Source organism: Arthrobacter sp. zg-Y916 (assembly GCF_020907385.1).
GTDB lineage: Bacteria > Actinomycetota > Actinomycetes > Actinomycetales > Micrococcaceae > Arthrobacter_B > Arthrobacter_B caoxuetaonis.
In genome coordinates this window covers 100080-126590 of record NZ_JAJJOD010000004.1, presented here as the reverse complement: position 1 = coordinate 126590, position 26511 = coordinate 100080, and the positions used below count along the sequence as shown (strand labels likewise).

Here is a 26511-nt window from a genome sequence, read left to right as displayed (position 1 = left end):
TCCGTGACCCTGTTTGACCCGTCGGACACGCCTGTCCATTCTTCAGCTGCTCCCGCCCGCCGGACCCTCATCGTCGAAGCGGACGGCGGTTCGCGCGGAAATCCGGGCCACGCCGGGTACGGGGCCCTGGTCCGTGATCCGGATACCGGGGAGATCCTCATGGAGAAGGCAGAATACCTGGGCATCGTTTCCAACAATGTTGCGGAGTACTCCGGCCTGATTGCTGCACTGGAGCTGGCCCATGAGGTCGACCCCGAGGCCTGGATCCTGGCCAAGATGGACTCCAAGCTCGTCGTTGAACAGATGAGCGGGCGCTGGAAGATCAAACACGAGGACATGCAGCGGCTAGCGGCCAAAGCCAGGGCCACAGTGGACCCCCGCCGCGTGAAGTACCAGTGGATCCCGCGGGAGATCAACAAGGACGCGGACCGCCTGTCCAACGAAGCCATGGACGCCGGAATTGCCGGCGTGCCGTGGAAGCAGCGGGAATCAACCCGCACAGCGACGCCCGCAGGCTCGCCGACGGCCGTGGAGAGTGAGGGTTCTTCTGCCAAGGAAGCAGCCAGCGCCGCGGATAGCGCCCCTACTGGCCGCATCCACCACACCGAGATCTGGGTGCGGGACCTGCCCCGGGCGGAAGAGAGCCTGGGCTGGCTGCTGGAGCGCCTGGGCTTCGTGCTGCGGGACCGGTGGGCCACCGGGGCGCGCTGGCAGGGCGCTGCGGGCTACATCGTGATTGAGGCAGGGCCCGACGTCCTTCCGGCGGACCACGAACGGCGCAGGCCAGGGGTGAACCACCTGGCGTTCGGAGCGGGATCTCCTGCCGACGTCGACCTTCTGGCCCGGCGCGCCGCAAGCCACGGCTGGAGCCTGCTCTTCGGAGATAAGCATCCGCATGCCGGGGGAGCGGACCACTACGCTGCCTACCTCGAAAACGCTGACGGTTTCGAAGTTGAGCTCGTAGCAGACCTTCCCTGATCCGACCGTGCCGCGGGACTAGTGGTCTTCGGGCAGGATGAGGTTGAGCTGATGCGGTTTTCGTCCCTGTGCCGGAACGAGCTCTGCTTCCCACTTTTCGGCTGCGGCGTGCTGCAGTTCGTCAACGGTGGACGGCTCGGCGCCTGTCCTGGTGAGCAGATGCCGTGCGAGTTCCCCGCGTGTGTGCTTGGCGAAGTGGGATACGACCTTGCGCTCCCCGCCCCGCACCTGGAAGACGTTGACTGCTGCGCTGCGCGCAGGATCCGGCTGCCAGGCCGCTGCATAGGTGCTGGATCGGCAGTCCACCACCAGATCGCCGGCAGCGCATTCATTCAGCGGCTCCGTGAGTGCCGCTTTCCAGAAGGCAGCGAGCCGCCCGACGCCGGGAAGATTTGTTCCCATGGACAGCCGGTAGGCGGGAATCATGTCCGCAAAGCCAATGGCGCCCCACAGGGCAGAAACAACAACGACGGCGGCGTCGGCACGTGCCCGCTGTGCCGGCGTCAGGGACGCATAGCCGAGGGCATCGTAGAGGACTCCGGAGTACACCTGGTGCGCCGGGGCGCAGGGCTCGCTCTCCAACACCGTGTTGCGGGTGACCTCGGCGGCCAGCGAGAGTCCTGCGCCGAGGATCTTGTGGGCATCTGCTGATGCACTGGTCTCGGCCAGGGCCGAGAGCACGAGCTTCCGGGCCGTGGCCAGCTCCGGAAAGCGGAGGAAATCGGGGTTCAGCGTGGGCCCCTGTGCGGGGCGGGTCTTGCCCTCCGAGGGCGGCAGCAGGATCAGCACTGATTAATCCTACGTTTGCGGGCAGGTAGCATTGACCGCGGGACGGGTTGGCCAGGCAATCGCGTCAGGACGGCTTCGGCCGGACCTGCCGAGGAAAGTCCGGGCTCCGCAGGGCAGGGTGGTGGGTAACGCCCACTCGGGGAAACCCGCAGGCCAGTGCCACAGAGAAGAGACCGCCCGCGTTCATGCGCAGGTAAGGGTGAAACGGTGGTGTAAGAGACCACCAGTGTCCCGGGTGACCGGGACAGCTAGGTAAACCCCACCCGGAGCAAGGCCAGACAGGATGTGTTTGAGGGCTGCCCGCCCGAGCATCCGGGTAGGCTGCTGGAGGGTATCGGCAACGGTACTCGTAGATGGATGATTGCCGCCCGTCCGCTGGTAACGGCGGACAGGTACAAAACCCGGCTTATCGGCCAGCCCGTCCCTCATGAGCTGGTTCGGCCGGTACTTTGCCGCTCTTTGGTCTCCCGGCGTGCCGGGACGGCGATCCCGCGGATGCGCCGCTTACGCCTGTTCGGAAGCGGAAACAACAGGCGGAGGGGCTTTCCGCTTCATTTCCGGCCACTTTTCTTCAAGCGCACGGCGAGTCATGCACTCGCATCCACCTCGGCTATTCTGTGTCGATGGTCACTACGTCTCCGCCATCACGGCATCTGGTGCTTCGCAACGCGAACTTCCGGGCCCTCTGGATTTCGTCGACCATGGGAATCCTGGGCGGATCCGTGACCGCGGTCGCCCTGCCGGTTATCGCCGCCGTGGAACTGGGGGCCAGTGACTTCGCCGTTGCTGCCCTTTCGGGAATGGTTTTCCTTCCCTGGCTCCTTTTTGGACTGCCGGTCGGAGTTATCGTGGACCGGCGCCGGCGGCGTCCGGTGATCCTCATTTCGCTCATCGCCAGGGTGGTGTTGCTGGCCACGCTTCCCATTGCTTACTGGATGGGAGTGCTCAGCACCGCACAACTGTTTGTCGTGTCGTTCCTGGCGGGCCTGGCTGCCGTCTATTTCACCCTCGCCGAGGCTGCTCTGATACCGCGCGCCGTCGCCAAAGACGAGTTGATAGAAGGCAACGGCTTGATGACCGGTTCCGGAGCTTCGGCCGACGCCGTTGGCCGCGGGCTGGGAGGCTGGCTCACGCACGCTGTCGGCGCTTCGAACTCGCTGCTGGTCCAGGTGGCAGCGTCCGTTGCCTCCTGCGCGGCGATACTGCGGCTCAACGTCGAGGAGCCCCTTCCGGCATCAACCGAGAAGCGTCACATCTGGCGTGAAATGGGATCGGGACTGCGCTATACGCTCAGCACAACGCCGCTGCGCGTCCTGCTGCTGGTCGCCGCACTGTGGAACCTCGGCGGCAACATAGTGGTGTCCCTGATCGTCCTGCTGGTGGTGAGGACGCTGGGCCAGACCGGGACCTGGCTGGGGCTCCTGATGGCCGCTACCGCGGTGGGCGGAACCCTGGGCGGGCTGAGCGTCAAATGGCTGGCGGACAGGTTCGGGTCGGGCGTCGTATGGCGCTACTCCATGTTTCCCGCCGCGATTGGCTACGCAGCCCTGCTGCTCATGACACCCGGCTGGGGCATGCTGCCGGGTTTCTTCGGAATGTTCCTGACCGGGCTCGCCATCTCGATGAACATCGTGGTTTCCACGAGTTTCCGCCAGCGGGTATGCCCGTCCGGCATGATGGGCAGGCTGGGTTCCGCCACCCGGATGGTGAGCTGGGGGATGCTGGCGGTTGCGTCCCTGGTCGCCGGCATCCTGGCCTCCACCATCGGCGTGCGCGCCGGCATCGTGACGGGAATCGTCATAGCTGTCCTGGCGCCCGTGGTTGCCTCCTTCGGTCCGCTGAGGGGTGTGCATCATCTGGAGGACCTGGCGCCCATGCCCGAGGATGACCCGGCGCACGAATCGCCGGCTGACAGCGGCCGGGGCACCGGCCCCGCGGCACCGGCCCCTGAAGACTTGGACGCAGACGAGGCGCGGTCCAGGGAAAACGGCGAAGCCGTCCTGGAAAAGTAGCAGGTGCCTGCCATAGTGCCTGAAGTCCGGACACCCGCCGCAGCCGCCCGCCGGCCTGTGATGAAGATCTCCCGGGCTGGTCCTGCTCTGCTGTTGTGGCCTAATACACTTAGTAGTGGTCCGCGGCACGCAGTATCTGCCGCCGGCCACAACGAAGACCCGGCCCTCAAGGGCTTGCCGCCGGTGTGAGTTCCGGCGGTCATACCAACCGTCACAAAGCAGTGCCGGCTGAGACAAAGGATGTGAAGATCTGTGAGCCAGAAGTCCGATACCTGCCTGGATGCGTGGATGGACAGGGAGGCAATGGCAGAAGCCATGATCCCGCTTATTGGCCGGCTTTACCGGGAGAACAGCGTTGTCACGTCAGTTCACGGCCGCCCGCTGGTCAACCGTTCCGTCATTGACATCCTGAAGGCACACCGCTTTGCCCGGCAGATCGACGACGTCGAACTTCCCGTCTCCGAGACCCTGCCGATCCTGCGCGCCCTGACCGAACTCGAACTTGGCGCAGCTTCCGTGGACCTGGCCCGCATGAATACCAAGTACCAGCGTGAAGGCAACGGCGTCCCGCTCCTGGACTTCCTCCGCACGGAGCTGGCGGACGTCGCCGGCAAGCACGGCGCGGACGAGCGCACCAGCACCGATGTGGTCCTGTACGGCTTTGGCCGCATCGGCCGCCTGCTGGCCCGCATCCTCATTGACCACGAAGGCGGCGGACACGGGCTGCGCCTGCGGGCCATCGTTGTGCGCAAGGGCGCCGAAAACGATCTGGTCAAGCGTGCCAGCCTGCTGCGCCGCGACTCGGTCCATGGTGCCTTCCCCGGCACCATCACCGTGGATGAAGAGAACAACACCATCCTGGCCAACGGAACTTTGATCCAGGTCATCTACTCCAACGACCCGGCAACCGTGGACTACACCTCCTACGGCATCAACAACGCCATTGTGGTGGACAACACCGGCCGCTGGCGCGATGAAGCCGGACTGGCTCAGCACCTGAGCGCCAAGGGTGTCTCCCGCGTACTGCTCACCGCTCCGGGCAAGGGCGACCTGAAGAACATCGTGCACGGCATCAACCACCAGGCCATCACCGACGAGGACAAGATCCTCTCGGCAGCGTCCTGTACCACGAACGCCATCACTCCGGTGCTGAAGGTCCTCAATGACAAGTTCGGCATCGTGAACGGACACGTCGAGACGGTTCACTCCTTCACCAATGACCAGAACCTGATCGACAACTTCCACAAGGGTGACCGCCGCGGCCGCTCCGCTGCGCTGAACATGGTCATCACCGAGACCGGAGCTGCGAAGGCTGTTGCCAAGGCACTGCCGGAACTGGCCGGCAAGCTCAGCGGCAACGCGATCCGCGTTCCCACCCCGGATGTCTCGATGGCCATCCTGAACGTGAACCTCGAGACCGAGACCACCAAGGAAGAGCTGAACACCTTCCTCCGGGAGACCTCGCTGAACTCCGAGCTGCACAAGCAGATCGACTACATCGATTCGCCCGAAGTGGTCTCCACCGACTTTGTCGGTTCAAAGCGCGCCGGAATCGTTGACGGCCTGGCCACCATCTCCAACGGCAAGAACGCCATCCTCTACGTCTGGTACGACAACGAGTACGGCTACAGCTGCCAGGTCATCCGTGTCCTGGAAGAGATGGCACATGTGAACCCGCCGGCGTTCCCGCGGGCTGAGGAGCTGGCCGTTACCGCCTAGCAACACCTCTGCCCGAATAAAAGCAGTGCCCGTCCGGTGACCCGGACGGGCACTGCTTTTATCTATGAGCGGCTGTTGGAGCGGTTGTTTGTTCCCGCTGCAGTATTCGGGTGTCAGTGGCCGAAAGGATCCGGATCGACGCCGGGCATCCAGGTCAGGCCGGGAACACCCCAGCCGTTGGCCTTGAGCACCTTGCGTGCCTTGCGCCCCCACCGGTCATTGAGCCGGTCAACATAGAGCTTGCCGTCCAGATGGTCGTACTCGTGCTGGAGGACCCTCGCGAACCAGTCGGTGGCTTCGAACTGCACCGGCTTTCCGGTCTCATCAACGCCGGAGATGCGCGCCCATTCGGCCCGCCGCAGCGGAAAGTTCTCACCGGGGACGGACAGGCAGCCCTCCGTGTCCTCATCCGGGTCCGGCGCAGATCCGGGGACCTTGGACGTGACCAGGACGGGGTTGATCAGGACGCCGCGGTCCGGTGCGTCGTCGTCATTCGGGAAATGGAAAGTAAAGATGCGCAGCCCAACGCCGATCTGCGGGGCAGCCAGGCCCACACCGTTGGAAACGTCCATGGTTTCGAACATGTCGGCCACCAGGGTGCGCAGTTCATCGTCGAAGACCTCGACTTCGGCAGCCCGGCGGTGCAGGACGGGTTCCCCGTGAATGACTATGGGACGGACGGTCATTGCGTGTTGTGCTTCTTTCTTCCGGGAAGGGCTGAGCGGAGGTTGCTAGGCGGCAATGCTGCGTCCGATGACGTCCCGCATGATTTCCGAAGTTCCGCCGAAAATCGTCAGGAGGCGCGCCGCGAGGAAGGCCTGCGCGACGGGATACTCCATGATGTAACCGTAGCCTCCATGGAGCTGCAGGCAGCGGTCGGTGATGGACTTGACCCGCTCGCTGGCCCAGAGCTTGGCCTTGGCAGCTGAGACGGCGTCCAGGGTCCCGGCGTTGAAGGCCAGCACCGCGGAATCGACGTAGGCTTCCGTGACCTCCACCTCGGTAAGGATGTCTGCGAGGACGAAACGTGAGTTCTGGAAATCAGCGACCCGCTGGCCAAAAGCAGCACGGTCCCGGGTGTACTGCCTGGTCGCTTCATAAACCGCACGGGCGACAGCGGAGGAGGCGACAGCGATGGCCAGGCGTCCCTGGGGGAGCTGCTCTGCCGCGTACTTAAGGCCCTGCCCCTGCACGCCCACGAGGTTCCCGGCCGGGACGAGGACGTCGTCAAAGAAGAGTTCAGCAGTATCAGAGGCCTTGACGCCCATTTTGTCCAGCTGGCGTCCGGTGGTGTAACCGTCGGTTTTCTCCACCATGAACAGGCTGAAGGAATCGCCCGACCCCCGCCCGGTGCTGCCGTCGGTCCGGGCGAGGACCAGGGCAGCGTCGCCGCTGATGCCGTTGCCAATAAAGGTCTTCTGGCCATTGAGCAGCCAGTCGCCGTCGGGGGTCCTGACCGCCTTGGTACGGACGCCCCGCAGGTCGCTCCCCGCCCCCGGTTCGCTCCACGCTACGGAGGTGACCTTGTCCCCGCTGACCATCTGCGGCAGCCAGCGTTCCTTAAGATCATCGGATCCATAGGCCAGCAGGTGGGGGAGGACCAGATCATCCTGGAGATGGAACGCAAGCGCCACGGCGAGGTGGTTGGAGCGGGCGAACTCTTCATCGAGGACCACGCGGTAACGGTAGTCCGGCATGCCGGCTCCGCCGAACTCTTCGGGGACGGCAAGGCCGAGGAGGCCCTGCTCTCCCGCTGCCTTCCAGATACGCCGCGGCATCATGTGGTCCGCTTCCCAGCCGGCATAGCCCGGAGCGATCTCCCGCTCGTTGTATTCGCGGGCGAGGTCCCGGAAAAGTTCGTGGTCCTCTTCGAACAGCGTGCGTTCCACGCAGCGACTCCTTGTGCAAAAACGAAACAACTACGAAGAAGGCCGCCCCGGAAATATCCGAGGCGGCCTGTCGAAGCTGGATGCCAGCCTCATTGGGGTGAGTAACGGGGGTTGAACCCGCGACCTCCTGGACCACAACCAGGCGCTCTGCCAACTGAGCTATACCCACCATGTGCACTCAGATATTCATTCACAAAGTCCAGGCGAGTGGTCCTTGTGAACTCATTTATCTGAGGCAGCGGATACAAGCTTACACGCTTTTTCGCGTGCTCCTGACACGTTGGGCACCGTGGGCCCCAAATGTGACGGAGCTAACCATCGAGGCCGTCCCGTTCCAGTCCCGCAGCGATCTTCTTCGCGGCAGCCGAATCGGGCCCGGGCGCCGGAACGAAGACAGCGGCACGGTAGTAACGGAGCTCATTGATGGAGTCCTGGATATCGCCCAGGGCGCGGTGCCCGCCGTGCTTCGCGGGGGCCTGGAAGTAGGCGCGGGGGTACCAGCGGCGGGCCAGTTCCTTGATCGTGGAAACGTCGATGATCCGGTAGTGCAGGTAATCGATGACTTCCGGCATGTCACGGGCCAGGAACATCCTGTCGGTGCCGACGGAGTTTCCTGCGAGCTGTGCCTTCTTCGGCTCGGGCACCCACTTGGTGATGTACTCGATGACTTCGGCTTCAGCCTCTGCCATTGTCATGCCGTGGGGGAGTTCCTCAAGCAGCTTCGACGTCGTATGCATCTGCCGGACGAAGTCGCCCATCTGCTCCAGGGCGGAGTCCTCGGGCTTGATGACGACGTCGACACCCTCGCCGAGTACATTCAGTTCTGAATCGGTAACCAGGACGGCGACCTCAATCAGGGCATCGGCACTGATGTCCAGTCCGGTCATCTCGCAGTCAATCCATACAATGCGTTCATTTGTTATTGGCACGAGACAAATGTACCCCGGCCGCTGGCCAGGGCGCCGGGCACTGGGCTAGAAGCTCGAATGGCTGCGCTGACTCCGGTCGCGCCGGTCGGTTGCCGGTGCTGCGGGTGTCCGCCGGCGGGTGGGGACGTACGGCTGCAGCGGCAGCGACCCGGTTTCCGGCGGGCCAAAGGTGCGCGTCCAGCGGCTGGGTCCGTCCTGCTGGAAGGACGGGCGGTCCGTAGAGCCGAGGAATTCCCGTACTGCCTCCGGGGCTGCCGGAATACGCGGAAGAGGGGCTTCTTCCGGGGCCGCAGCTTTCGCGGCAGCTGCGGCGGCGATGGCTTCCGCTACGGAGGGCGCCGCAGTATCGGGGGCCCCGCTGTTGCCTGGCCCGGCGACGGGTCCGGACACTGGGCTTGGCTGCAGCGCAGGAATGCGCGCAGGAACAGCTGCATCTGACGTTGCAGCTTTGGTGGCCGCAGCGGGAGAGAGGTACCAGGCGAGGATAAAGGCTGTGAGCAGCAGGGCGGACGCCCCTGCGGCCGGTCCGGCGGGTATCTCGGCCCAGGTGAGGCTCAGTGCGCTGGTCCCGGTGAGGAACACCCCCCAGGCCAGGAGTTCGGGATTGCGGCGCGCAGTCGTTCCCGTTTCGGGGGTACGCCTGCCCCGCCGGTGTTCTACTGGTTCTGCCCGGTGGCGCCCCACAGCCCATACCGCCTTGCCTTGTCCGATCCAACCCGCTCAGTCTATGTGAGCCGTGACGCACCTTTCGCTAAGCGCGCCGGGCAGCAGGGGAGCGGTTACACCTCGATGCTAATATTTGGCCTACTGACGAAGCCGCCTTGGCAGGGCCCGCTGACGGACCATGAGCCTGTGCGGATCCGCGGCGGCGCCCGTCTGCATTCGGGCGCCTGAACGTTGGGACAGCTGCACGAACCAGAGATTGGAACGACCCACGATGACCGCCCAGGTCCCTGCGACCGAGCCTTCGTCTCCCTCACCGGAGAACGTGAACGCCGATCGTCCCAATGTCGCCATCGTCCAAGGATTCGTCGGTTCGCTGCTGATGCTGGCCGGGTCCCTCGGTGTCGGATGGCTTTCCCTGTCGTCCGTCGAGCTGCGGCGGGTGGGCTTCATCATGTGGCTGCGCTTCGAGCCGGCAGGGGCGGTCATCTCCGTCTTCCTCCTCGCCGTCGGCGGCATGCTGCTGGTGCGCTCATGGCTCCGGCTGGGGCAGCGGATTGGGGACTGGGGGCCCGAATCCAGGCCTTACGTGCTGAAGGCTGTCCTTGCCTGGGGAGCGCCCATGACGGTGGCGCTGCCGCTGTTCAGCAGGGATGTCTTTGCCTACATCGCCCAGGGGCTGGTCATGGTCAGCGGCCTTAATCCCTACAAGGACGGCTACTCGCAGATTTCCAACTACCTGCAGCTCGGCGCGGACGATTTGTGGGCACAGAGTCCCACACCGTATGGACCGATTTTCCTGTGGATTGAGGAAATCGTAGTCCGCATTACCGGAGGGCAGACAGAGTTTTCCATCCTCCTGTTCCGGCTGATATCAGTGGCCGGTGTCGCCATGTGCGTGTATTACGTTCCCAAGCTGGCCGAGCTGCACGGCATCAACCCGAACCGGGCACTCTGGCTCACGGCCGCCAACCCGCTGTTCCTGACCAACTTCATCGCCAGCATCCACAACGACGCCCTTATGATCGGGCTCGCCCTTGCCGGCCTGTACTACGCCGCGACCAAGCGTGCCATTCTTGGCATCCTGCTGGTGACGCTTTCCGTGGGCATTAAGCCCATCACCCTGATCTTCCTGCCCTTCATTGGTCTCATGTGGGCAGGCAAAGGTGCCTCCTGGCCGCGCAGGTTCCTTTACTGGTTCCTCACCGCAGGACTTTCGCTGGGGCTGCTGGCTGTCCTGGGTGTCATCAACGGACTGGGCTTCGGCTGGGTAGGAGCGCTGAGCACTCCGGGCAGCGTCTGGATCTGGTACGCCCCGGTCGGGTTCCTGGGACTCATCGTGGCAACCCTGGGCAACGCACTCGGTCTCCCGGGCTGGTCCTTTGCGGACTTCATCCACACCGTGGGCCGGCTGGCCTCCCTGGCCATTGTCGCCTGGCTCATGTTCGTGGGGGACTACAGCCGGCTGGTCCGGCGCCTGACCCTGGCTTTCGCAGCGATCGTCATGCTGGCACCGATGATCCAGTCCTGGTATGTCGTCTGGCTGATCCCGCTCTTTGCTGTCACAGGCATCCGCGACGACTGGCAGGTGAAGACGCTGTACCTCTTTGTCTCGTTCTTCATGGTCTATGCGATCAGCGACCAGCTCGACATCTGGCCCTACTTTGAGTTCAGCCTCAGCGCTGCCCGCCAGATTGCGGCCGTTACCGCAGTGGGCTTCGCGCTCTACCTGATCTTCCTTGATCCCAAGACCAAGGTGCTCTTCCGGAAGAAGCTTACGGAGCCGTCTCCGGGCGAACTTCGGATTCGCTGAGCTCCCGGCCCGCCCGTGCCAGCCGGACGACGTCCAGGACCGCCCAGGCGAACAGGGCGATGACAAGGATGTTCCGGACGGTGAGCAGCAGTGCGACTCCGATGTTGAGGTCGTTGTACAGCGCTTCGTAGAAGATCGGGTAGACCAAAGTGGTCAGCCCGGCAATCGGGATCATCATGGCCGCCGGAACGAGCCAGGACCGGCCCTTCCAGGCAATGCCGACAGCGGCGACGGCGCCAAGCCAGAGCATGAACTGCGGCGAGCCGACCTTGTTGAAGACAATAAAGGCACCCACGAGTGCCAGGGAGCCGGAAGCCAACAGCGCCCCGGCGTCGGCTCCGCGGCGCAGCGCCCACAGCAGCAGGACGACGACGGCGGCCGCCGCCAGCACCAGGAGCGGGGTCATTAGCGCGGCAACCGGCTCGCCAAGGGCGCCCCGGACTTCGCGTGTGTTGATGATGATGTCTTCGTAGATGTGCGCATCCGAACTGCCCAGGATTGCCTGCCACAATCCAGGCGTCGTGAACGGTGCCTCCAGCTGCATCCCCCGGTCGCCCTGGGCTCCGACGAAACTCAGGAGGTGGCGGACGCCGCCCGCTGCTGCCACGACGGCGGCGATGGCTGCCGAGACCGCCGCACCGGTGGCCAGCACGGTCAGGCGCCGCCGGGAGACGGCCAGCACGGCCAGGATCACCGCTGCAGGCCAGACTTTGATCCAGGTGGCAGTTGCCAGCAGGGCCGCGGCGACGACGGGCCGCCGGGCCAGGAGCAGCAACCCGATGATGACCAGGGGTACGGTCAGGCCGTCCACACGCCCAACCGCGACCGGAGCCAGCAAGGCGGTAATGCCCATCCACCAATAGGCGGCAGCGTACCGCTGGCGGGTGCGCTGGCTGGTGAGGACGGCCAAGGCTGCGGCGTTGAGGCCCGCAAAAATGAGGAACCAGGCCAGCTGGTACGGCCCGTAGCCCAGGACGGCCGCCAGGAGCATTGGCACCAGTGCACCGATGGGATAGACCCAGTCCGTGCTGATGCCCTGCCAGTAGCCCTCCGTGATGCCTTCGAAGGCCCACTGGCGGTAGAACTGGATGTCACTGAGCACTTCGCCGGTAAAGATCAGCGGGGAAAGAAAGCCAAAGAAGAGCAGGTGAAGGACGGCGAACGTGATCCACAGGACGCGCGGCCGCATGTATCGGGAGTCGGCGGAAACCGGAATGGACGGCATGCGGGGTGGTTCTCCTTCGCGGGTCTTCGGGACACGCGAACGGCTGCGCCCCAGCGACTAGGGTACCGTCGGCGCATCACGGGCATGCAATCGCGGGCGGGACACGGAATACTGGAGGCATGTCCGACGGAACAGAACACTCAATCACTGCCGACTTTGACGTCTCCTCGTGGGAGCCGACCCCCTATGTGGTGGAGGGGACGAACAGCGAACTCTCCACAGTCCGGGCGGTGAAGATCTTCGAGGGAAGCATCTCAGGCACCAGCGTCGCTGACCTCCTGCTGGCCGGAAACGCCGCAGGTGCCGGCTACGTGGGCAGTGAAGTCTTTGCCGGCAGCGTCGAAGGCCGCGAAGGAACCATGGTGATTCAGCACTGGGGCCTCGCCGAGGGGGAGGCAACGGCGTCGTCGGGGCACATCATCCCGGGATCCGGAACCGGAGCACTTGCCGGAATCTCCGGCAAAGCGATCTTCACCCAGGCTGAAGACGGGCAGCACCGGCTGGAACTGCGGGTCACTTTCCCGGCCCCGGCGTCTGCCCCGAATGACCCTGAGGGCGGCGGGGACGCGGCAGCGGCAGCTGCGCCGGGTTACTAGCGCGGGTCCTGTCCCTGGGACACGAGCAGCCATCCGGACGCAAAGGCGCAGGCAGCGATGATGACGGCGAAGGCGCCGAGCCACAGAGCTGCCGGAACGCCGGTTTGCCGGGCGAGGATCCAAGCATCCGAGGAAGGCAGTGCGTGTCTCCGGCGGGTATGGACGCCCAGCAGGTTGAGCCAGTCGCGCACGCCGCCGACGACCAGGCCGATCCCGAGGGCAACGACGGCGTAGGACGCTGTCGCAGCGGAGGTCCACCAGAGCAGGAACACTGACGCGGCTGAGCAGCCGGCTGCGATGGCGATCCCCTGCAGGTTGCGGATGAAGAGCAGCGAGAGGGCGAGGACGAGCACGCCTGCAGAGAGGGCGGCCGGCGCCCATCCCTGGACCGCTGCCCATATCAATACGGCTCCGGTGAGGGCGGGAACGGGGTAACCCCAGAAACCGGCCCATACGGCCCCGAAACCGCCGCGCCCCAGGCTGCGCATCTGCCCCGAGTGGTCAAAGCGCAGTTCGATGCCTTTAATGCGGTGGCCTGCACTCAGTGCAGCGAAGGCATGGCCGATTTCGTGCACGAACGTGACAAAGAGCCCGAACCAGCGCCAGGACCCCCGGGGAATCGAAACCAGTGCCGCGCCGGCAACAAGAGCGGCCAGGAGCCACGGCGGAGCGCTGAGGCCCTCGGCCCGGGTGAAGCCCTCAAGGAGCTTGGCAGGGATTCCTGCAGCCCAGTCGCCTTGTTCCCTAGAGATCGAGCTGTCCGCGGAGGATGGATTTTCCGGAGTGTGCAGGATTGCCGTCGTTGGGCTCGTCGGAAACATCCACGATGGGATAGGAAGCAAGGTCGAGCCCCTCCGGAATCTGGAACCTGGCCTCGCGTCCGTCCATGGTGCCGAGACTGACCATGGAAGTGATGTCAGGCGAAATGAGCCAGACCTCCCGGTACCCCTCGGCATCCGAGCCGGTGGAGGTAACCACAAGTTCACGCTCTCCGTCCGGGAGTTCATCCACGGTGGCTGTGCCTTCATCCGTGTAGGACGGCAGCGGTTCCAGCGTCACTGAGGCAAGGACTTCAGGCTGTGCAGCCTGGTTCTGGAGGATGCCCCAGGTGGCTGCGCCTGCGAGTACTGCGGCTGCAGCGGCGGCGGCCAGCCACTTTGTTCCCCGCCGGCGGCTGCGCGCAGCATCCAGGGAGACCGGTGCCGGGGGTTCCTCGCTTGCGGGGCCATGGTTGGCAGGCTCTCCCGAACCCGGCCCGGTTTCAGCATGCTGGACGCCTTCGAAAGGATCCCGGCGAAGATCCGCTGAGAGTCCCAGGGATTCATGGATGCCGGCCCACACCGCGGGCGGAGGGATCGATCCGGCCGGGGCTGCGTCCGTACTGCGCCCGGCGCTGACTACACGCCCATAGGAAAGGACTTCGGCCTGGCAACGCTCGCAGTGCTCAAGATGCGCAGCCTCATCCGGGGTTGGTGCCTCACCCAGGGCAAGAAGGGCCAATGCATCATCGTGCAGGTGCTGCATCGCTTACCTCCAATCGTTGCCGCAGTTGGGTCAGTCCCCGGCGGATATGGCTCTTTACGGTTCCCAGCGGAAGCTCGAGACGATCAGATATCTGCTGGTGAGTGAGGTCTTCGTGGAAGGCCAGCCGCAGGATCGAATGCTGGGGTTCTCCCAGGCGGGTGAGTTCGGCGTCGAGCACAACTTTGTCCGCCACAGTTTCGGGATCCGGCCTGGCCGGAACAGACCGTTGTTCCCTCGACGCCGCGCCTTCCATGATTTCATCCTCACGGATCCTGGAGGAGGTCATCGTGGCAGCAACATTGCGGGAGATGCCGATCAGCCAGGCCGCCAGGGTGGAGCGTGCGGGAGAGTAAGTCTGCCGGTAGCGCCAGGCCCTGATGAAGACTTCCTGCACGGCGTCGTCGGCTGCAGCCGCGTCCGCCAGCCGCCGCAGCGACATGCTGCGCACCAGCGGAGCGAAGCGGCGGTAAGCCTCGGCAAGGGCTGCCTCCTCACCTGCGGCGAAGGCCTCGTCGAGGCCGTCGTCCCACTCGGGGGCACCGGATGACATCTGCTGCGTTCTCCTGCCGTTGGCCTGCCGACGTGCAGCCTGATGGCCGCTGAGCATGCGGAATGTCCCTATGATACCGGTGTTGCCGTAAGCACAACGTTATCTTCATAGTCATTCTCCGTGTCGAGCCACTTGCCGCCGCAGGTAACCAGCTTCAGCAGGTGCCCGCCGGTGCGGTCGAAGAGGCGGTGGCCGTCAAGCGAACGCTTGGCGATGTTTTCAACCTTTTCCGTTTGGTAGGTGAGGGTGGTGCCGTCCTCCCGGGTGACGATCACGCGGGTTCCGGGTTCAACGTCCTTCAAGGACGCGATGGGCAGGACTTCGGTCTGCGAATCGACGTGCGCTGCCAGCACTGAAGAGCCTGATGCTGCACCTGGAGCCGGCCCGTAGCGGTACCACCCGGCCTGGAAATGATTGTCGGGAATGGTCATGGCGCCGTTCTCCTCTACGCCGACGGGCACGACTTCAAGGTCAATCCCGGTTCCTTCCACCTGTACCCGGACCGGTGCCGGGATGCTTTCCGATGCCTCCGGTGAGGCCTGCCGGACAGGAATATTCCCGGGATCCCCGAGGGGAACCGGTGCAGGGGCCCCAGCCGCCGGTGCACTGGACGAGGCCTGTGTCTGGGTGGCAACTGGTTCCGGCGCGGATGCTCCGGTGCCGCAGGCGCCGATTCCCAGGGTTCCTGCGACGAGCAGTGCGCCCGCGAGGAAGCGGCGCTGACGTGCGGCCTTGGTCATAGGGGGTTCTCCTCCTGGACTGTGGTTGAAGGGGTGGCTGAAGGAAGGTGCAGCGCGGCCATGGGAGCCGCGCTGCACCTTCGCTGGAGGGCGCAGGGCGCCGTGGGGCCTAGAGGCCGGACTCAGCCTTGGCCGTGCTGCGGCGGCGTGCGACGAAGGCCGTGCCGGCCAGTGCCATCAGGGTCAGCCCGCCGGCTGCGGCCAGCATGGCACCGGAGTTGTCCTCAGCGGCCGGCAAGGCACCGGGTACGGCGTTCGGTGCGCTTTCCATGCCTTCGATCGTCTGCGTGGCGAGGGCCAGGTTGCCGTCTTCCAGCGAGCCCCAGGCGTAAACGATCGTGTGGACACCCTCGGGGAGGGTGAGGTCAGCCGGGCCAATGACGGGTTCAGTGGTTCCGGCTGCCGCGACCGAGGCGGAGATGGTCCCGGCGTCAACCGCCAGTGTCTTCTCCTCGGGGTTGGCCAGGTTGGTGATGACGGCGGTCCCGTTGGCCAGGACGTCAACAGCCGGTGCTGCCGCGACGTGCCGAACCGTCAGATGTGCCTTGCCCGGGTCCACGGTGGACATGTCGTTCGAGTACACGTTCGCCGTCGGTGTTCCATCCGCGCTCAGGTTGGCGACGGCGGTGAAGTTGCCGCCGGCGGTGAGCTGGGCGGAAACCGGACCGATAATTGGAGCGGAAGCGTCTGCGGCATCAGCTGCGGTGACGGCGAGCTCATAGCTTCCTGCCGGAAGTGAGAGCGGGCCCGCCATGCTGCCCGGAGTGAAATCGTCGAGGGTCAGTGCTCCGTTGACGTAAACGTCGACAGTGGTGTCGGGAACTGCGTGGAAGACTGAGAGCTGGGCATCGTCCGCGGCGGATGCCGCGGGGGCTGCCGCCAATCCGGCCCCGGCTGCCAGGCCTGCTGCTGCGAAAAGTGTGGCGGTCCTGCGCATGGCTTCTCCTTTGGTTTCGCCGGGCTCATGACCCGGCTTCTTTGTGGCCTACACCTCCTTTACTTCCGGGGCCTCCAATTTGGATGCAGATGAATGGAAAAAATTTTCGGCACCTCCGCGCAGGAACGAAATTCGCGCCCGGACGGAGAGCCTGCCCATGTCACACACTGGCTGCGTAGTATCATCGATTGGTCTGCCCCCGTAGCTCAATGGATAGAGCAACGGCCTTCTAATCCGTAGGTTGCGCGTTCGAGTCGCGCCGGGGGCACCACTGCGTCCCCGCATTAACGCCGGATGCTCAGTTCCCGGATCTTTCCTTGCCGGCGGGCGCGCGCTGATGCCTGCGGCGCTTCTGCCTGCGGACATTCCCTCCCCAGCCACAAGGACCGGGCAGTGCGGCACCCTGGATCCACAGCCCGGCCGAACCCGCCGAACCCTGCCGCCGAGTCGGGAACGATGAGGCGACCGGCGGATGTGCCGGGCTGGAGCAGGCGTCTTGGCGGGCGCCGCCACCGAAAGCAGGGGAAGCACCATGACCGATTCGATCACTCTTCGCGGGTTCGTTGCCACGGAGGTCCGCACCACCACAGCCGACAGCGGCCTGGCTATCGCCGGTTTCCGGATGTGCACCACTGAACGGCGGATAGACCGGGAAACCGGGCTCTGGGTGGACGGCCATACCAACTGGTACTCCGTGTCGATGTTCCGGCAACTGGCCACCAACGCGGGCGTGAGTGTCCACAAGGGCGACAGGGTCATCGTCACCGGGCGGCTGAGGGTCCGTCAGTGGGCCACCGACGGCGGCCGCAGCGGAACCTCAGTGGATATCGATGCCGACGCAGTGGGACATGACCTGATGTGGGGGACAGCTAATTTCAGGCGCAACATCAGTGACAAGTCTTCCCAGCGCAGCACCGGGGAAGACAGCCATGACCTGCCGGGCGACGTCGACCCGGTCACCGGTGAAATCCTGGGCAGCGGGGAAGCCGAGGGTTTCCAGCCCGCGGAGACAATGGACGCCGGCATAGGAATGGATTTCGGTTCCGCAGAGGCCCACACCGGGGAACCCGAGCGGGCGTCGGCGGCCTACTGATCGGCGTGCCGGGCCGGGCGCCTCGGCATCGTCCGGGCCGCGTGGCAGAATGGCGCAATGACCGCAGCTAATCACGGACCGGCAGCTGGCCCGGACGGTGCCCGGGGGACGAAGCAGCGACGTTCTGCTTCCGCAACCGTGCTCGCAGCAGTGACCCTCGTGGGACTGATCCTGACCGTAGGCGGCTGCAGTGCACCTGCAACCACGCCTGCCGAGGAACCCCAGTCCTCGGCAGCGCCGGAGGCGCCGGCCGTTTCCGAGCCGGCGGAAGGTGCTCCCGCAGAGGCAGAAGCCGTCCGCCTGGAGCTCACCGCGCTGGCTGCAGAGGTTCCTGCGCCGTCCCGGGACGAAGTGCGGGCAGCCTACGCTGCCGCCGGATTCAGCCCGGACGTCGTCGAAGTCTCGCAGGACTCCACGCCCACTGGACTGGCTGTTGATTCGATTGTTTCCGCCGCGGCGGTGGGGCAGGACTGCGTACTGGCAGAGATTCGAAGCGGGACCGCCACCGTGACCGTTGTGCCTGCGCTGGCCAATGGTGCCTGCCTGCTCGGTGATGACCGCTGATACGCCGGGCTGAACCCCGCCGCCGCAACCGGTGCATCGTGCCGATGACGCCTGCAGCCCGCTTCCCGCCAAATGGCACATAGTGGTGTCGACACACTAGCCTGAGAGCATGGCGGAATTTATCTACACGATGACCAAGGCCCGAAAGGCCGTTGGCGACAAAGTTATCCTCGACGACGTAAGCATGTCCTTCTACCCCGGCGCCAAGATCGGCGTGGTGGGGCCTAACGGTGCGGGTAAGTCCACCATCCTCAAGATCATGGCGGGGCTGGACACTCCCTCTAACGGTGAGGCACGGCTCAGCCCGGGCTACACCGTGGGCATCCTGCTGCAGGAACCCCCGCTGAACGAAGAAAAGACCGTCCTGGGCAACGTCCAGGAAGGCGTTGGGGAGATCTACGGCAAGATCCAGCGTTTCAACGAGATTTCCGAGGAGATGGCGCAGCCCGACGCTGACTTCGATTCCCTGCTCGAAGAAATGGGCAAGCTGCAGGAAGCTATCGACGCAGCTGACGCCTGGGACATCGATTCCCAGCTGGAGCAGGCAATGGATGCCCTCCGGTGCCCGCCGGCAGACGCCGACGTCACGGTCCTTTCCGGCGGTGAACGCCGCCGGGTGGCCCTGTGCAAGCTCCTGCTCCAGAAGCCGGACCTGCTGCTGCTTGATGAGCCCACCAACCACCTCGACGCCGAGAGCGTGCTGTGGCTGGAACAGCATCTCTCCTCCTACCACGGCGCCGTCCTGGCCGTGACCCACGACCGGTACTTCCTTGACCACGTGGCAGAATGGATCGCCGAAGTGGACCGCGGGCACCTCTACCCGTACGAGGGCAACTACTCCACTTACCTGGAGAAGAAGCGCGCCCGCCTTGAAGTGCAGGGTAAGAAAGACCAGAAGCTGGCCAAGCGTCTCTCCGACGAACTGGACTGGGTCCGCTCCAACGCCAAGGGACGCCAGACCAAGTCCAAGGCCCGCCTGGCACGCTACGAGGAAATGGCAGCGGAAGCTGAGCGCACCCGCAAGCTTGACTTCGAAGAAATCCAGATTCCCGCCGGCCCCCGGCTCGGCTCCCTGGTCCTGGAAGGGAAGAACCTGGAGAAGGGCTTCGACGGCCGCAAGCTGATCGAAGGATTGTCCTTCTCCCTGCCGCGCAACGGCATTGTCGGTGTGATTGGCCCCAACGGCGTCGGTAAGTCGACGCTTTTCAAGACGATTGTTGGCTTGGAGCCCCTCGACGGCGGTGAGCTGAAGATCGGTGAATCGGTCAAGATCTCCTACGTGGACCAGTCCCGCGGCGGCATCGATCCGAACAAGACCCTCTGGGAAGTTGTCTCCGACGGCCACGACTTCATTCAGGTCGGACAGGTCGAGATGCCCTCCCGCGCGTATGTCTCGGCGTTCGGTTTCAAAGGTCCGGACCAGCAGAAGAAAGCGGGCGTGCTCTCCGGCGGTGAGCGCAACCGGCTCAATCTCGCAATGACGCTAAAACAGGGCGGAAACCTGCTGCTGCTCGATGAGCCCACCAACGACCTCGATGTCGAGACGCTTTCCAGCCTCGAGAACGCGCTGCTGGAATTCCCGGGCTGCGCCGTCGTCGTCTCTCACGACCGCTGGTTCCTCGACCGTGTGGCCACCCACATCCTTGCGTGGGAAGGCACTGACGAAAACCCGGCCAACTGGTACTGGTTCGAAGGCAACTTCGAATCCTACGAGCAGAACAAGGTCGAGCGCCTCGGCGCCGACGCGGCCAAGCCGCACCGTGTGACGCACCGTCGCCTGACCCGCGACTAGCTCAAGCGGAATCTGCCTGACACGCGAAAGCGCCCTGCCGAACGGCAGGGCGCTTTCGCTTTTGCGTCCGCGCGGGACTACTGGAAGGCGGGATAATCCGGCAGCCGGAGCATGCCTTCCTGGGCCACGGTGGCCACGAGCTCTCCGGAACGGTTGAAGATCCGTCCGGAGGAGAGACCGCGGGCTCCGGAAGCACTGGGGGACTCCTGGACATAGAGCAGCCAGTCGTCCACACGCAGCGGGCGGTGCCACCACATGGCATGGTCAAGGCTTGCTACGGACATGCCGCGGCTGGCCCAGGAAATGCCGTGCCGCCGCAGGACCGGTTCCAGGATGGTGTAGTCCGTGGCATAGGCAAGCGCGGCGCGGTGCAGGTTCTGGTCATCGGGCATCGGACCGAATGTCTTCATCCACACGGCGTTGCGCGCTGTGCGTTCGGGGTCGGCCTGGAAATACACGGGCTGGGTCACGTGGCGGATGTCCATGGGCCGGTAATACGACCAGGCCTTCGCAACCGGGTGGTCGAAACCGGAGAGCAGCTGCGCCGTCGTAGGAAGGGTCTCCGGATCGGGTATGCCTTCAGGCATGGGCTCCTGATGGTCCAGGCCCTCGTCGGGGAGCTGGAATGAGGCAATGAGGGAGAGGATAGGCAGGCCGTTCTGATAGGCATGCGTCCGCCGGGCCGAGAAGGACCGGCCGTCCCGCAGCCGCTCCACACCGAACGTGATCGGCACTTCCGTGTCACCGGGGCGCAGGAAATAGCCGTGCATGGAGTGCATGAGCCGCTCCGGGGGGACCGTCCGCGCCGCGGCAACGAGCGACTGGCCGAGAACCTGGCCGCCGAAGACTCTCTTGCGTGGTTCCTGCTGGGACCCTCCCACGAAGATGTCTTCGTCGGTCTTGGCACCGCCCGCGTTGCTCAGGTCGAGAAGCTCGATCAGTGCGGCCGTCGGATCGAAGTCGTCGGCTGGCGCCATAGGTGTGTGTCTCCTTGCAAAAAGCGGTGGCAGTCTGCCGAATACGGGGTTCCGCCAGACGTGGATCTCTCTCGAGATTAGACGCATCAGCAGGGCCGGCCCAACATTTCGGCCCTGGCCATACAATGGCGCAGAGGTTCCGGAGCCTACCGGCAGGAGCCTGACTTCGCGCCAGCTGCGTTCTACCTGCGAAGATGGTTCGCATGCCTTTGCACCGATTTCCCATCCAGTTGCGCTTCGGCGACGAGGACGTCAACGGCCACGTCAACAACGTCCGGTACGTGCAGTTCCTCGAAGAGGCCCGGGTCCGGCTCTCCTTGCTGCCCTTGCCTGAAGCCGATGCGAAGGCGGGCGTATCCACGTTCCGCTCCGTGACCGCCGAGTTCGGAACAACCCTGGTGGCCCGCCAGGAAATTGAGTACATGACGCCGCTGACCTACAGCCAGGATCCGGCATGGATCGAGATTTGGGTCACCGAGGTGGGCGGGTCCAGCTTCTCTTACGGTTTCAGGCTCACCGATGAGTCCGCAGAGACCGTTTACGCGGTGGCTGAAGCCTCGATGGTCATGGTCAGCCGCACCACCGGACGTCCGGTGCCGCTCTCGGATGCCCAGCGCAGGATCCTTGGGGGCTGGCGGGGAGAACCCGCGCCGTTCCGCCGCCGTCGTTCCGTTGAGAGTCCAGCCGAGGGAGTTAAGTGATGCAGGCAGAGTCCTTGGATTTGGCAGACAGGCAGGTCACCGCGGACCTCCGAAACTTCGTGTCCCGCGCCCGAAGCGCCGACGACGGAGCGATCCGTCTCCAGGCCGTGGGGAACGTCCTCGCCGCGTATGTATGTGTCCTGCGGCCGCGGGTTCTCGGCGAGCCGATGCCAACCGTCATCGGGATGCGGGCGATGCCGCTGGCACGGCCGGCGTCGCTGGACACCACTGTCCAGCTCTCAGCTGTCGCGGACCGGCTGGCACGGATGGATGCGGACGCAACGAACCTGCCCATCCCGCCCATGTCCGTCTCGGAGAGCTGGGCGGGGATAGCTGCTCCCCGCTCCGGATGGCAGCGTGAGGCGGACGTCGAGACGGCACTGCTGGAACAGACGGCGCACCGCGGTATCCGTGAAGTGGCCGCGAGGATCCCCGGGCAGCCCGGAGCGGCGGTGGTCAACAACGTCCGGGTTCCGATTTGGAGTGAAGAGATCGCCGGGCTGGGCGTGGCGCTGCCTGCCGGGGCCGCCTTCGCAGCCCTGACGCTCGGATTCCTTCCGGAGAGCTCTGCCGGAGGCACCGCGGCACTCTTCAGCAACGGCCGCTGGCTGCGGCTCTCCACTGACCTTGGGCACGTACTGGTACGCCCCCCGTCGGTGCTCTTCTAGCACCGGTCCGGGGAGCTGTCCCGCCGGTTAGGCGGAGTTGACCATGGAGTGTGCGGCCCGGTCCAGGTAGTCCCAGAGTGTTTGCTCCTGCAGCGGCGGGAGCTCCAGGGCATCGACTGCCGTGCGCATGTGCCTCAGCCACGCATCCCGGGCAGCGGGGGAGACCTGGAAGGGCATGTGCCGCATCCGCAGCCGCGGATGGCCGCGCTGCTCCCCGTAAGTTCTGGGTCCGCCCCAGTACTGTTCCAGGAAGAGCAGCAGCCGTTCCTTGGCCGGGCCCAGGTCTTCTTCGGGATACATGGGCCGCATCAGCGGGTCGTCAGCGACACCGTCATAGAAGACGTCGACCAGCTTCACGAAGGTGTCATGGCCTCCGACGACTTCGTAGAAGTTATAGCCGGGCTGGGTGAAGCCGGTGCCGGGGGTCGAAGCGGTCAGCGGCAGTGCCGGCCCCTGGCCGTGCGGAGTCTCAGTCATTTCCTTTAACTTCCTTGTTTTCTGTGGCGCCTGCTGCGGCACCTTCGCCGGCGTCGTCACCGGCAGCGGGCTTGTACTTTCCCTGGGAGCGGTTGCCGACCATGGCGAACTCGCCGTTGCGGATGTACCAGATCACTCCGCGGTCATCGACCAGCCGGGTGATCCTGATACCCACTGACTGAACGGTGCCGGTGGTGGTGCCGACTTCGATCACGTCCCCGATGCCGTACTGGTCTTCCATCGTGATGAAGAATCCGGCGAGGGCGTCCCGGATCAGTTCGCGTGCGCCGAAGCCGAGGGCAATGCCGACGATTCCCACGCTGGCCAGCAGGGGAGCGATGTTGATGCCGATGGCGTCAAGGACCATGATGATCACGATCGTCCAGATCGCCACCGTGATGAAGCTGCGAAGCAGGGCGCCGAAGGTGTCAGCGCGCTGCGCCCGGCGTTTGTGGTCGAGGTTGCGCATCACCGGCTGCGCCCAGCGCATCCCGCTGATGCGGACCAGAGATGATCCCTTCTGGGCCCTGGCCACAACCTTGGAGATCAGGTAGCGGGCAACAAGCCAGACGATGAGTCCGGCGATGACGATGATTCCGGCCTCAAGCAGGCCGGTGACATCGAAGTTGATGACGGCTGGATAAATAGTTGCTGGAAGTTGCACGGTGCAGCGGCGTCCTTAGCTTCGGCGAATCGGCTTATCCAAGGCTACCGGTACGGCTATCCGCGGGTTGCCGCCTCATGCCGCACCGGGAAGTTCACACTCCGGGCGATAAAGCACAGGCGGTGCGCCTCATCGTGGAGGGCCAGGGCTGTGTCCGGGTCGCCATCGTCGATGACGACCTGCGGACGGAGCAGTACGGAAGTAAATTCGCCGCTGCCGTCGCGGTTCAGCCGTAGGGTGCCTTCGGCGTCGTCGTGATAGGAAACGACGTTGACGCCGTTTTTAACAGCGACGTGCAGGTAGGAGAGCATGTGGCACTGCGAGAGTGCGGTGAGCAGAAGCTGCTCCGGGTTCCACCGGTCCTTGTCACCGTGGAACGTGGGATCCGCGGTCCCGGCCAGGTCCGGCAGCCCCTCGGCGCGGACAATGTGGTCCCGCCCATATCCGCGGTAGTTCGTTGTCCCGCTGCCGCGGTTCCCGGTCCATTCCAGTGAGATGCCATAACGGTGCTCTGAGAGGTTCACGCCTCAAAGTTACCTTGGCAGCACCGTGGAAGGGAGCGGGAACCGCAGCGGAACAGTGCCGTTAGCGGTCGGCTGCCTGTGCCTTCAGCGCCCGGACGACGCCGTCGCGGCTTTCCAGCAGCAGCCGCCGCAGCGCCGGCGCTTCATCGCCCAGGGATGCCAGAAAGGCATCCGTGCGGTCCACGGTTGCCTGGGTGGTGAGGCGCGACGGGTAGAGGCCGACGACGATCTGCTGGGCGATCTCATGCGTGCGGCTGTCCCACACAGCGCGAATGGCGCCGAAGTACTTTTCGGCGTACGGCTCCAGCAGGGCCGTGTCATGAACGCGGCTGAATCCGCCGATAGCGGCCCGCTGGGCAGCGTTGGGCATGTCGGAGCGTTCGACGATTGCTTCCCACGCCGCAGCCTTGGCCTCTGCGGAGGGCAGGGCTGCGCGGGCTCCGGAAGCGGCCAGCGCTCCGGTCGCCGTCGCGTCGCGTTCCAGCTCGGCAGCAATCTCCGCCTCGCCTGACCGGCCGCCGGCCACCAGGGAAGCGAGCAGCTCCCAACGCAGGTCGGAGCCGACTTCCAGGCCCCCGAGCACGAGGTCGCCCGAGAGCAACCCGGCGACGGTATCGAGCTGTTCGGGGGTCTGTGCGTGGGAGGCAAAGGCCTTGACGAACTGCAGCTGGGAATCCGATCCTTCAGCGGCCCCGCGGCTGAGCTCCCAGAGGCTGTCGGCAGCCGCAGCCGTCATGGCCTGCTGGTCCTGCGGATTCACATAGAAGGCCAAGGTCGTTGCCAGCTGGCGCAGCAGGACCTGGACCACGGAAGAATCCGATTCGGAGGCAATGTTCTGCAGCACGAGCTCGACGTAGTTGCGGGCCGGGATTTCGCCGTCGCGGGTCGCGTCCCACGCGGAGGCCCAGACGAGGGTGCGCGGCAGCGACTCATCGATGTCGCGCAGGCGGCGGGTCGCCAGACGGGAGGACGCGTCGTCCAGACGGATTTTGGCGTAAGCGAGGTCGTCGTCGTTGAGCAGGATCAGGTCCGGACGCACGCGCCCGATGAGTTCCGGCACGCCGGTCAGCTCCCCGTCGACGTCGAGTTCCACCCGGTCGCTGCGGCGCAGCTTGCCGTCTTCGTCCGCTGTATAGAAGCCGATGGCCAGACGGTGCGGGCGCAGCGTCGGGTACTCCGGTACAGCGCTCTGGCGGACAGCGAAGGAGGTGATGACGCCGTCGTCGTCCGTTTCCAGCTCCGGACGCAGCGTGTTGACGCCTGCGGTTTCCAGCCACTGGGCGGACCACTGGCTGAGGTCGCGGCCGCTGGCTGCTTCGAGTTCGGAGAGCAGGTCAGAGAGTTCCGTGTTGCCCCAGGAGTGCTTGCCGAAGTACTCACGGACACCCTGCATGAACTTGTCCTGGCCGACCCAGGCCACCAGCTGCTTCAGGACGGAAGCGCCCTTGGCGTAGGTGATGCCGTCGAAATTGACCTGGACGTCTTCCAGATCGCGGATCTCTGCCACGATCGGGTGCGTGGTGGGGAGCTGGTCCTGGCGGTAGGCCCAGGCCTTTTCCATGGACGCGAAGGTAGTCCAGGCCTGCTTGAACTCGGTGGCTTCAGCCGCCGCGAGGGCTGACATGAATTCTGCGAACGACTCATTCAGCCACAGGTCATTCCACCAGCGCATGGTCACCAGGTCGCCGAACCACATGTGCGCGAGTTCGTGGAGCACGGTGATGGCGCGGCGCTCAACCGTGGCATCGGGGACGCGGCCGCGGAAGACGTAGCTTTCCAAGAAGGTCACAGCCCCGGCATTCTCCATGGCACCGGCGTTGAACTCGGGCACGAAGAGCTGGTCGTACTTCTCGAAGGGGTACGGGGTGCCGAACTGGGCTTCGTAGAATTCAAAGCCCTGCCGGGTCAGTTCGAAGATGTTCTCCGCATCCAAATACTCCATCAGGGACCTGCGGGCAAAGACGCCCAGCGGGATGGTGCGGCCGTCGGAGCTGGTGAGCTCGGAACGGACTGACTGGTACGGGCCCGCAATCAGCGCCGTGATGTAGGAAGAAATCCGGGGCGTCGGTTCGAAGGACCAGGTGGCGCTGGGGGACGTGGAATCCTCTGCGCTGGCCTTGACCGGTTCCGGTGTGGGGGAGTTGGAAATAACGTCCCAGTGCTCAGGTGCCGTCACCGTGAAGCGGAAGGTTGCCTTGAGGTCCGGCTGCTCGAAGACGGCGAACATCCGGCGGGAGTCCGGAACCTCGAACTGGGAATAGAGGTAGACCTCGTTGTCCACGGGATCCACGAAACGGTGCAGTCCCTCACCGGTGTTCATGTAGAACGCATCAGCATCCACCACGAGCTCGTTTGACTCTGCCAGGTTGGGCAGCTGGATGCGCACACCGTCTGAGACGGACTCAGGGTCCAGTGAGACACCGTTGAGGGTAATCCTGTGCACCTTGGCGGTGACTGCGTCAATGAAGGTGCTGGAACCCGGCTCGGCGGTGAAACGCACAACGGTGGTGCTGCCGAAAACGTCGTCACCGCGGGTCAGGTCAAGGTTGATGTCGTAAGACTCGACGTTGATCAGTTCTGCCCGTTCACGCGCCTCAGTGCGGGTGAGATTCATACCTGGCAAGGTTGAGCCTTTCGAAGTGGAGAAATGTTGCCGGCGTGGCACCTGGCCACGCCGGCGGCAATGA

General features: G+C 64.8%; 26 protein-coding genes, 2 tRNA genes and 1 other RNA gene. 12 read left to right on the top strand and 17 right to left on the bottom strand.

Annotation, left to right across the window (positions count from 1 at the left end; genetic code table 11):
* Positions 1-3: 3 nt before the first annotated feature.
* Positions 4-978, top strand: coding sequence for a reverse transcriptase-like protein (locus LOC59_RS08985; protein WP_227895557.1), 975 nt, complete (start codon positions 4-6; stop codon positions 976-978).
* 18 nt (positions 979-996) lie between these two features.
* Here LOC59_RS08985 and LOC59_RS08980 read toward each other — a convergent pair whose 3' ends face one another.
* Positions 997-1767, bottom strand: coding sequence for a YaaA family protein (locus tag LOC59_RS08980; protein ID WP_229971544.1), 771 nt, complete (start codon positions 1765-1767; stop codon positions 997-999).
* A gap of 43 nt (positions 1768-1810) precedes the next feature.
* Between LOC59_RS08980 and rnpB the strand changes: the two genes are divergently transcribed.
* The 3 genes from rnpB (at position 1811) to LOC59_RS08965 (ending at position 5498) form a co-directional block, all read left to right on the top strand.
* Positions 1811-2192, top strand: an RNA gene (gene rnpB, locus LOC59_RS08975) — RNase P RNA component class A.
* 198 nt (positions 2193-2390) lie between these two features.
* Complete coding sequence (locus LOC59_RS08970; RefSeq protein ID WP_227895559.1) at positions 2391-3779, top strand: MFS transporter; 1389 nt, start codon at positions 2391-2393, stop codon at positions 3777-3779.
* Positions 3780-4031: 252 nt separating this feature from the next.
* The gene (locus tag LOC59_RS08965) at positions 4032-5498 is read left to right on the top strand and encodes a glyceraldehyde-3-phosphate dehydrogenase (protein WP_227895560.1); all 1467 of its coding nucleotides are present in this window, start codon (positions 4032-4034) and stop codon (positions 5496-5498) included.
* A gap of 113 nt (positions 5499-5611) precedes the next feature.
* On the opposite strand, the gene LOC59_RS08960 is transcribed toward LOC59_RS08965, so the two are convergent.
* The 5 genes from LOC59_RS08960 to LOC59_RS08940 form a co-directional block, all read right to left on the bottom strand.
* On the bottom strand, positions 5612-6184 hold the full coding sequence (locus tag LOC59_RS08960; RefSeq protein ID WP_227895561.1) for a peptide deformylase: 573 nt from the start codon (positions 6182-6184) through the stop codon (positions 5612-5614).
* A 45-nt stretch (positions 6185-6229) separates the two neighbouring features.
* On the bottom strand, positions 6230-7387 hold the full coding sequence (locus tag LOC59_RS08955; RefSeq protein WP_229971542.1) for an acyl-CoA dehydrogenase family protein: 1158 nt from the start codon (positions 7385-7387) through the stop codon (positions 6230-6232).
* Between the two features lie 93 nt (positions 7388-7480).
* Positions 7481-7556, bottom strand: a tRNA-His gene (locus tag LOC59_RS08950).
* A 142-nt stretch (positions 7557-7698) separates the two neighbouring features.
* Entirely contained in the window at positions 7699-8316 is a 618-nt protein-coding gene (gene orn / locus LOC59_RS08945; protein ID WP_227895563.1) for an oligoribonuclease, read from the bottom strand.
* Between the two features lie 45 nt (positions 8317-8361).
* On the bottom strand, positions 8362-9000 hold the full coding sequence (locus LOC59_RS08940) for a hypothetical protein (protein WP_229971540.1): 639 nt from the start codon (positions 8998-9000) through the stop codon (positions 8362-8364).
* 253 nt (positions 9001-9253) lie between these two features.
* On the opposite strand from LOC59_RS08940, the gene mptB reads away from it, so the two are divergent.
* The gene (gene mptB / locus LOC59_RS08935; protein ID WP_229971538.1) at positions 9254-10792 is read left to right on the top strand and encodes a polyprenol phosphomannose-dependent alpha 1,6 mannosyltransferase MptB; all 1539 of its coding nucleotides are present in this window, start codon (positions 9254-9256) and stop codon (positions 10790-10792) included.
* On the opposite strand, the gene LOC59_RS08930 is transcribed toward mptB, so the two are convergent.
* Positions 10755-12017 carry a glycosyltransferase 87 family protein gene (locus tag LOC59_RS08930; protein WP_229971536.1) on the bottom strand — a complete coding sequence of 421 codons (1263 nt, stop codon included), beginning with the start codon at positions 12015-12017 and terminating at the stop codon, positions 10755-10757. The genes mptB and LOC59_RS08930 overlap by 38 nt on opposite strands.
* A 119-nt stretch (positions 12018-12136) precedes the next feature.
* Here LOC59_RS08930 and LOC59_RS08925 point away from each other — a divergent pair, with 119 nt between their 5' ends.
* Positions 12137-12613, top strand: coding sequence for a DUF3224 domain-containing protein (locus tag LOC59_RS08925; protein WP_229971534.1), 477 nt, complete (start codon positions 12137-12139; stop codon positions 12611-12613).
* Here LOC59_RS08925 and LOC59_RS08920 read toward each other — a convergent pair.
* From LOC59_RS08920 to LOC59_RS08900, 5 genes are all read right to left on the bottom strand, one after another.
* Positions 12610-13434: a M50 family metallopeptidase gene (locus LOC59_RS08920; protein ID WP_229971533.1), complete on the bottom strand. Its 825-nt coding sequence runs from the start codon at positions 13432-13434 to the stop codon at positions 12610-12612. The two genes, LOC59_RS08925 and LOC59_RS08920, sit on opposite strands and share 4 nt — an antisense overlap.
* Positions 13358-14137, bottom strand: coding sequence for an anti-sigma factor (locus LOC59_RS08915; RefSeq protein ID WP_229971531.1), 780 nt, complete (start codon positions 14135-14137; stop codon positions 13358-13360). Before LOC59_RS08915 ends, LOC59_RS08920 begins: the two co-directional genes overlap by 77 nt.
* Complete coding sequence (locus LOC59_RS08910; protein WP_229971529.1) at positions 14118-14687, bottom strand: RNA polymerase sigma factor; 570 nt, start codon at positions 14685-14687, stop codon at positions 14118-14120. The genes LOC59_RS08915 and LOC59_RS08910 overlap by 20 nt, the downstream gene beginning before the upstream one ends.
* A 68-nt stretch (positions 14688-14755) precedes the next feature.
* Entirely contained in the window at positions 14756-15427 is a 672-nt protein-coding gene (locus LOC59_RS08905) for a class F sortase (protein WP_227895571.1), read from the bottom strand.
* A gap of 109 nt (positions 15428-15536) precedes the next feature.
* A complete protein-coding gene (locus LOC59_RS08900; RefSeq protein WP_227895572.1) occupies positions 15537-16364 on the bottom strand; it encodes a DUF4397 domain-containing protein in 828 nt (275 codons plus the stop codon).
* Positions 16365-16559: 195 nt separating this feature from the next.
* On the opposite strand from LOC59_RS08900, the gene LOC59_RS08895 reads away from it, so the two are divergent.
* The 4 genes from LOC59_RS08895 (at position 16560) to ettA (ending at position 19813) form a co-directional block, all read left to right on the top strand.
* Positions 16560-16635: transfer RNA gene (locus tag LOC59_RS08895), tRNA-Arg, on the top strand.
* A gap of 261 nt (positions 16636-16896) precedes the next feature.
* Entirely contained in the window at positions 16897-17457 is a 561-nt protein-coding gene (locus tag LOC59_RS08890; protein WP_227916594.1) for a single-stranded DNA-binding protein, read from the top strand.
* A 57-nt stretch (positions 17458-17514) separates the two neighbouring features.
* Positions 17515-18021 (top strand): DUF6993 domain-containing protein, encoded by a 507-nt coding sequence (locus tag LOC59_RS08885; RefSeq protein WP_227916595.1) that lies wholly within the window; start codon positions 17515-17517, stop codon positions 18019-18021.
* A gap of 109 nt (positions 18022-18130) precedes the next feature.
* Complete coding sequence (ettA, locus tag LOC59_RS08880) at positions 18131-19813, top strand: energy-dependent translational throttle protein EttA (protein WP_227895575.1); 1683 nt, start codon at positions 18131-18133, stop codon at positions 19811-19813.
* Positions 19814-19890: 77 nt separating this feature from the next.
* Here the strand turns inward: ettA and LOC59_RS08875 are convergent, their stop codons facing one another.
* Positions 19891-20790, bottom strand: a complete 900-nt coding sequence (locus LOC59_RS08875) for an acyl-CoA thioesterase (protein ID WP_227895576.1) — start codon at positions 20788-20790, stop codon at positions 19891-19893.
* Between the two features lie 203 nt (positions 20791-20993).
* Here LOC59_RS08875 and LOC59_RS08870 point away from each other — a divergent pair, with 203 nt between their 5' ends.
* Entirely contained in the window at positions 20994-21491 is a 498-nt protein-coding gene (locus LOC59_RS08870; RefSeq protein ID WP_227895577.1) for an acyl-CoA thioesterase, read from the top strand.
* The gene (locus LOC59_RS08865) at positions 21491-22159 is read left to right on the top strand and encodes a hypothetical protein (RefSeq protein WP_227916596.1); all 669 of its coding nucleotides are present in this window, start codon (positions 21491-21493) and stop codon (positions 22157-22159) included. The genes LOC59_RS08870 and LOC59_RS08865 overlap by 1 nt, the downstream gene beginning before the upstream one ends.
* Before the next feature lie 27 nt (positions 22160-22186).
* Here the strand turns inward: LOC59_RS08865 and LOC59_RS08860 are convergent, their stop codons facing one another.
* From LOC59_RS08860 to pepN, 4 genes are all read right to left on the bottom strand, one after another.
* A complete protein-coding gene (locus tag LOC59_RS08860; protein ID WP_227895579.1) occupies positions 22187-22636 on the bottom strand; it encodes a globin in 450 nt (149 codons plus the stop codon).
* On the bottom strand, positions 22629-23300 hold the full coding sequence (locus LOC59_RS08855) for a mechanosensitive ion channel family protein (RefSeq protein WP_227916597.1): 672 nt from the start codon (positions 23298-23300) through the stop codon (positions 22629-22631). Before LOC59_RS08855 ends, LOC59_RS08860 begins: the two co-directional genes overlap by 8 nt.
* A gap of 56 nt (positions 23301-23356) precedes the next feature.
* Complete coding sequence (locus LOC59_RS08850) at positions 23357-23824, bottom strand: OsmC family protein (protein ID WP_227916598.1); 468 nt, start codon at positions 23822-23824, stop codon at positions 23357-23359.
* A 61-nt stretch (positions 23825-23885) separates the two neighbouring features.
* Positions 23886-26438, bottom strand: a complete 2553-nt coding sequence (gene pepN, locus LOC59_RS08845; RefSeq protein WP_227916599.1) for an aminopeptidase N — start codon at positions 26436-26438, stop codon at positions 23886-23888.
* Between the last annotated feature and the right edge of the window lie 73 nt (positions 26439-26511).

Bases quoted from the DNA above. Each gene is read 5' to 3' on its own strand.
- LOC59_RS08970 (WP_227895559.1), top strand. From the start codon at position 2,391: ATGGTCACTACGTCTCCGCCATCACGGCATCTGGTGCTTCGCAACGCG.
- LOC59_RS08960 (WP_227895561.1), bottom strand. From the start codon at position 6,184: ATGACCGTCCGTCCCATAGTCATTCACGGGGAACCCGTCCTGCACCGC.
- mptB (WP_229971538.1), top strand. From the start codon at position 9,254: ATGACCGCCCAGGTCCCTGCGACCGAGCCTTCGTCTCCCTCACCGGAG.
- LOC59_RS08930 (WP_229971536.1), bottom strand. From the start codon at position 12,017: ATGCCGTCCATTCCGGTTTCCGCCGACTCCCGATACATGCGGCCGCGC.
- LOC59_RS08925 (WP_229971534.1), top strand. From the start codon at position 12,137: ATGTCCGACGGAACAGAACACTCAATCACTGCCGACTTTGACGTCTCC.
- LOC59_RS08920 (WP_229971533.1), bottom strand. From the start codon at position 13,434: ATGTTTCCGACGAGCCCAACGACGGCAATCCTGCACACTCCGGAAAAT.
- LOC59_RS08915 (WP_229971531.1), bottom strand. From the start codon at position 14,137: ATGCAGCACCTGCACGATGATGCATTGGCCCTTCTTGCCCTGGGTGAG.
- LOC59_RS08910 (WP_229971529.1), bottom strand. From the start codon at position 14,687: ATGTCATCCGGTGCCCCCGAGTGGGACGACGGCCTCGACGAGGCCTTC.
- LOC59_RS08905 (WP_227895571.1), bottom strand. From the start codon at position 15,427: ATGACCAAGGCCGCACGTCAGCGCCGCTTCCTCGCGGGCGCACTGCTC.
- LOC59_RS08900 (WP_227895572.1), bottom strand. From the start codon at position 16,364: ATGCGCAGGACCGCCACACTTTTCGCAGCAGCAGGCCTGGCAGCCGGG.
- LOC59_RS08890 (WP_227916594.1), top strand. From the start codon at position 16,897: ATGACCGATTCGATCACTCTTCGCGGGTTCGTTGCCACGGAGGTCCGC.
- LOC59_RS08885 (WP_227916595.1), top strand. From the start codon at position 17,515: ATGACCGCAGCTAATCACGGACCGGCAGCTGGCCCGGACGGTGCCCGG.
- ettA (WP_227895575.1), top strand. From the start codon at position 18,131: ATGGCGGAATTTATCTACACGATGACCAAGGCCCGAAAGGCCGTTGGC.
- LOC59_RS08875 (WP_227895576.1), bottom strand. From the start codon at position 20,790: ATGGCGCCAGCCGACGACTTCGATCCGACGGCCGCACTGATCGAGCTT.
- LOC59_RS08870 (WP_227895577.1), top strand. From the start codon at position 20,994: ATGCCTTTGCACCGATTTCCCATCCAGTTGCGCTTCGGCGACGAGGAC.
- LOC59_RS08865 (WP_227916596.1), top strand. From the start codon at position 21,491: ATGCAGGCAGAGTCCTTGGATTTGGCAGACAGGCAGGTCACCGCGGAC.
- LOC59_RS08860 (WP_227895579.1), bottom strand. From the start codon at position 22,636: ATGACTGAGACTCCGCACGGCCAGGGGCCGGCACTGCCGCTGACCGCT.
- pepN (WP_227916599.1), bottom strand. From the start codon at position 26,438: ATGAATCTCACCCGCACTGAGGCGCGTGAACGGGCAGAACTGATCAAC.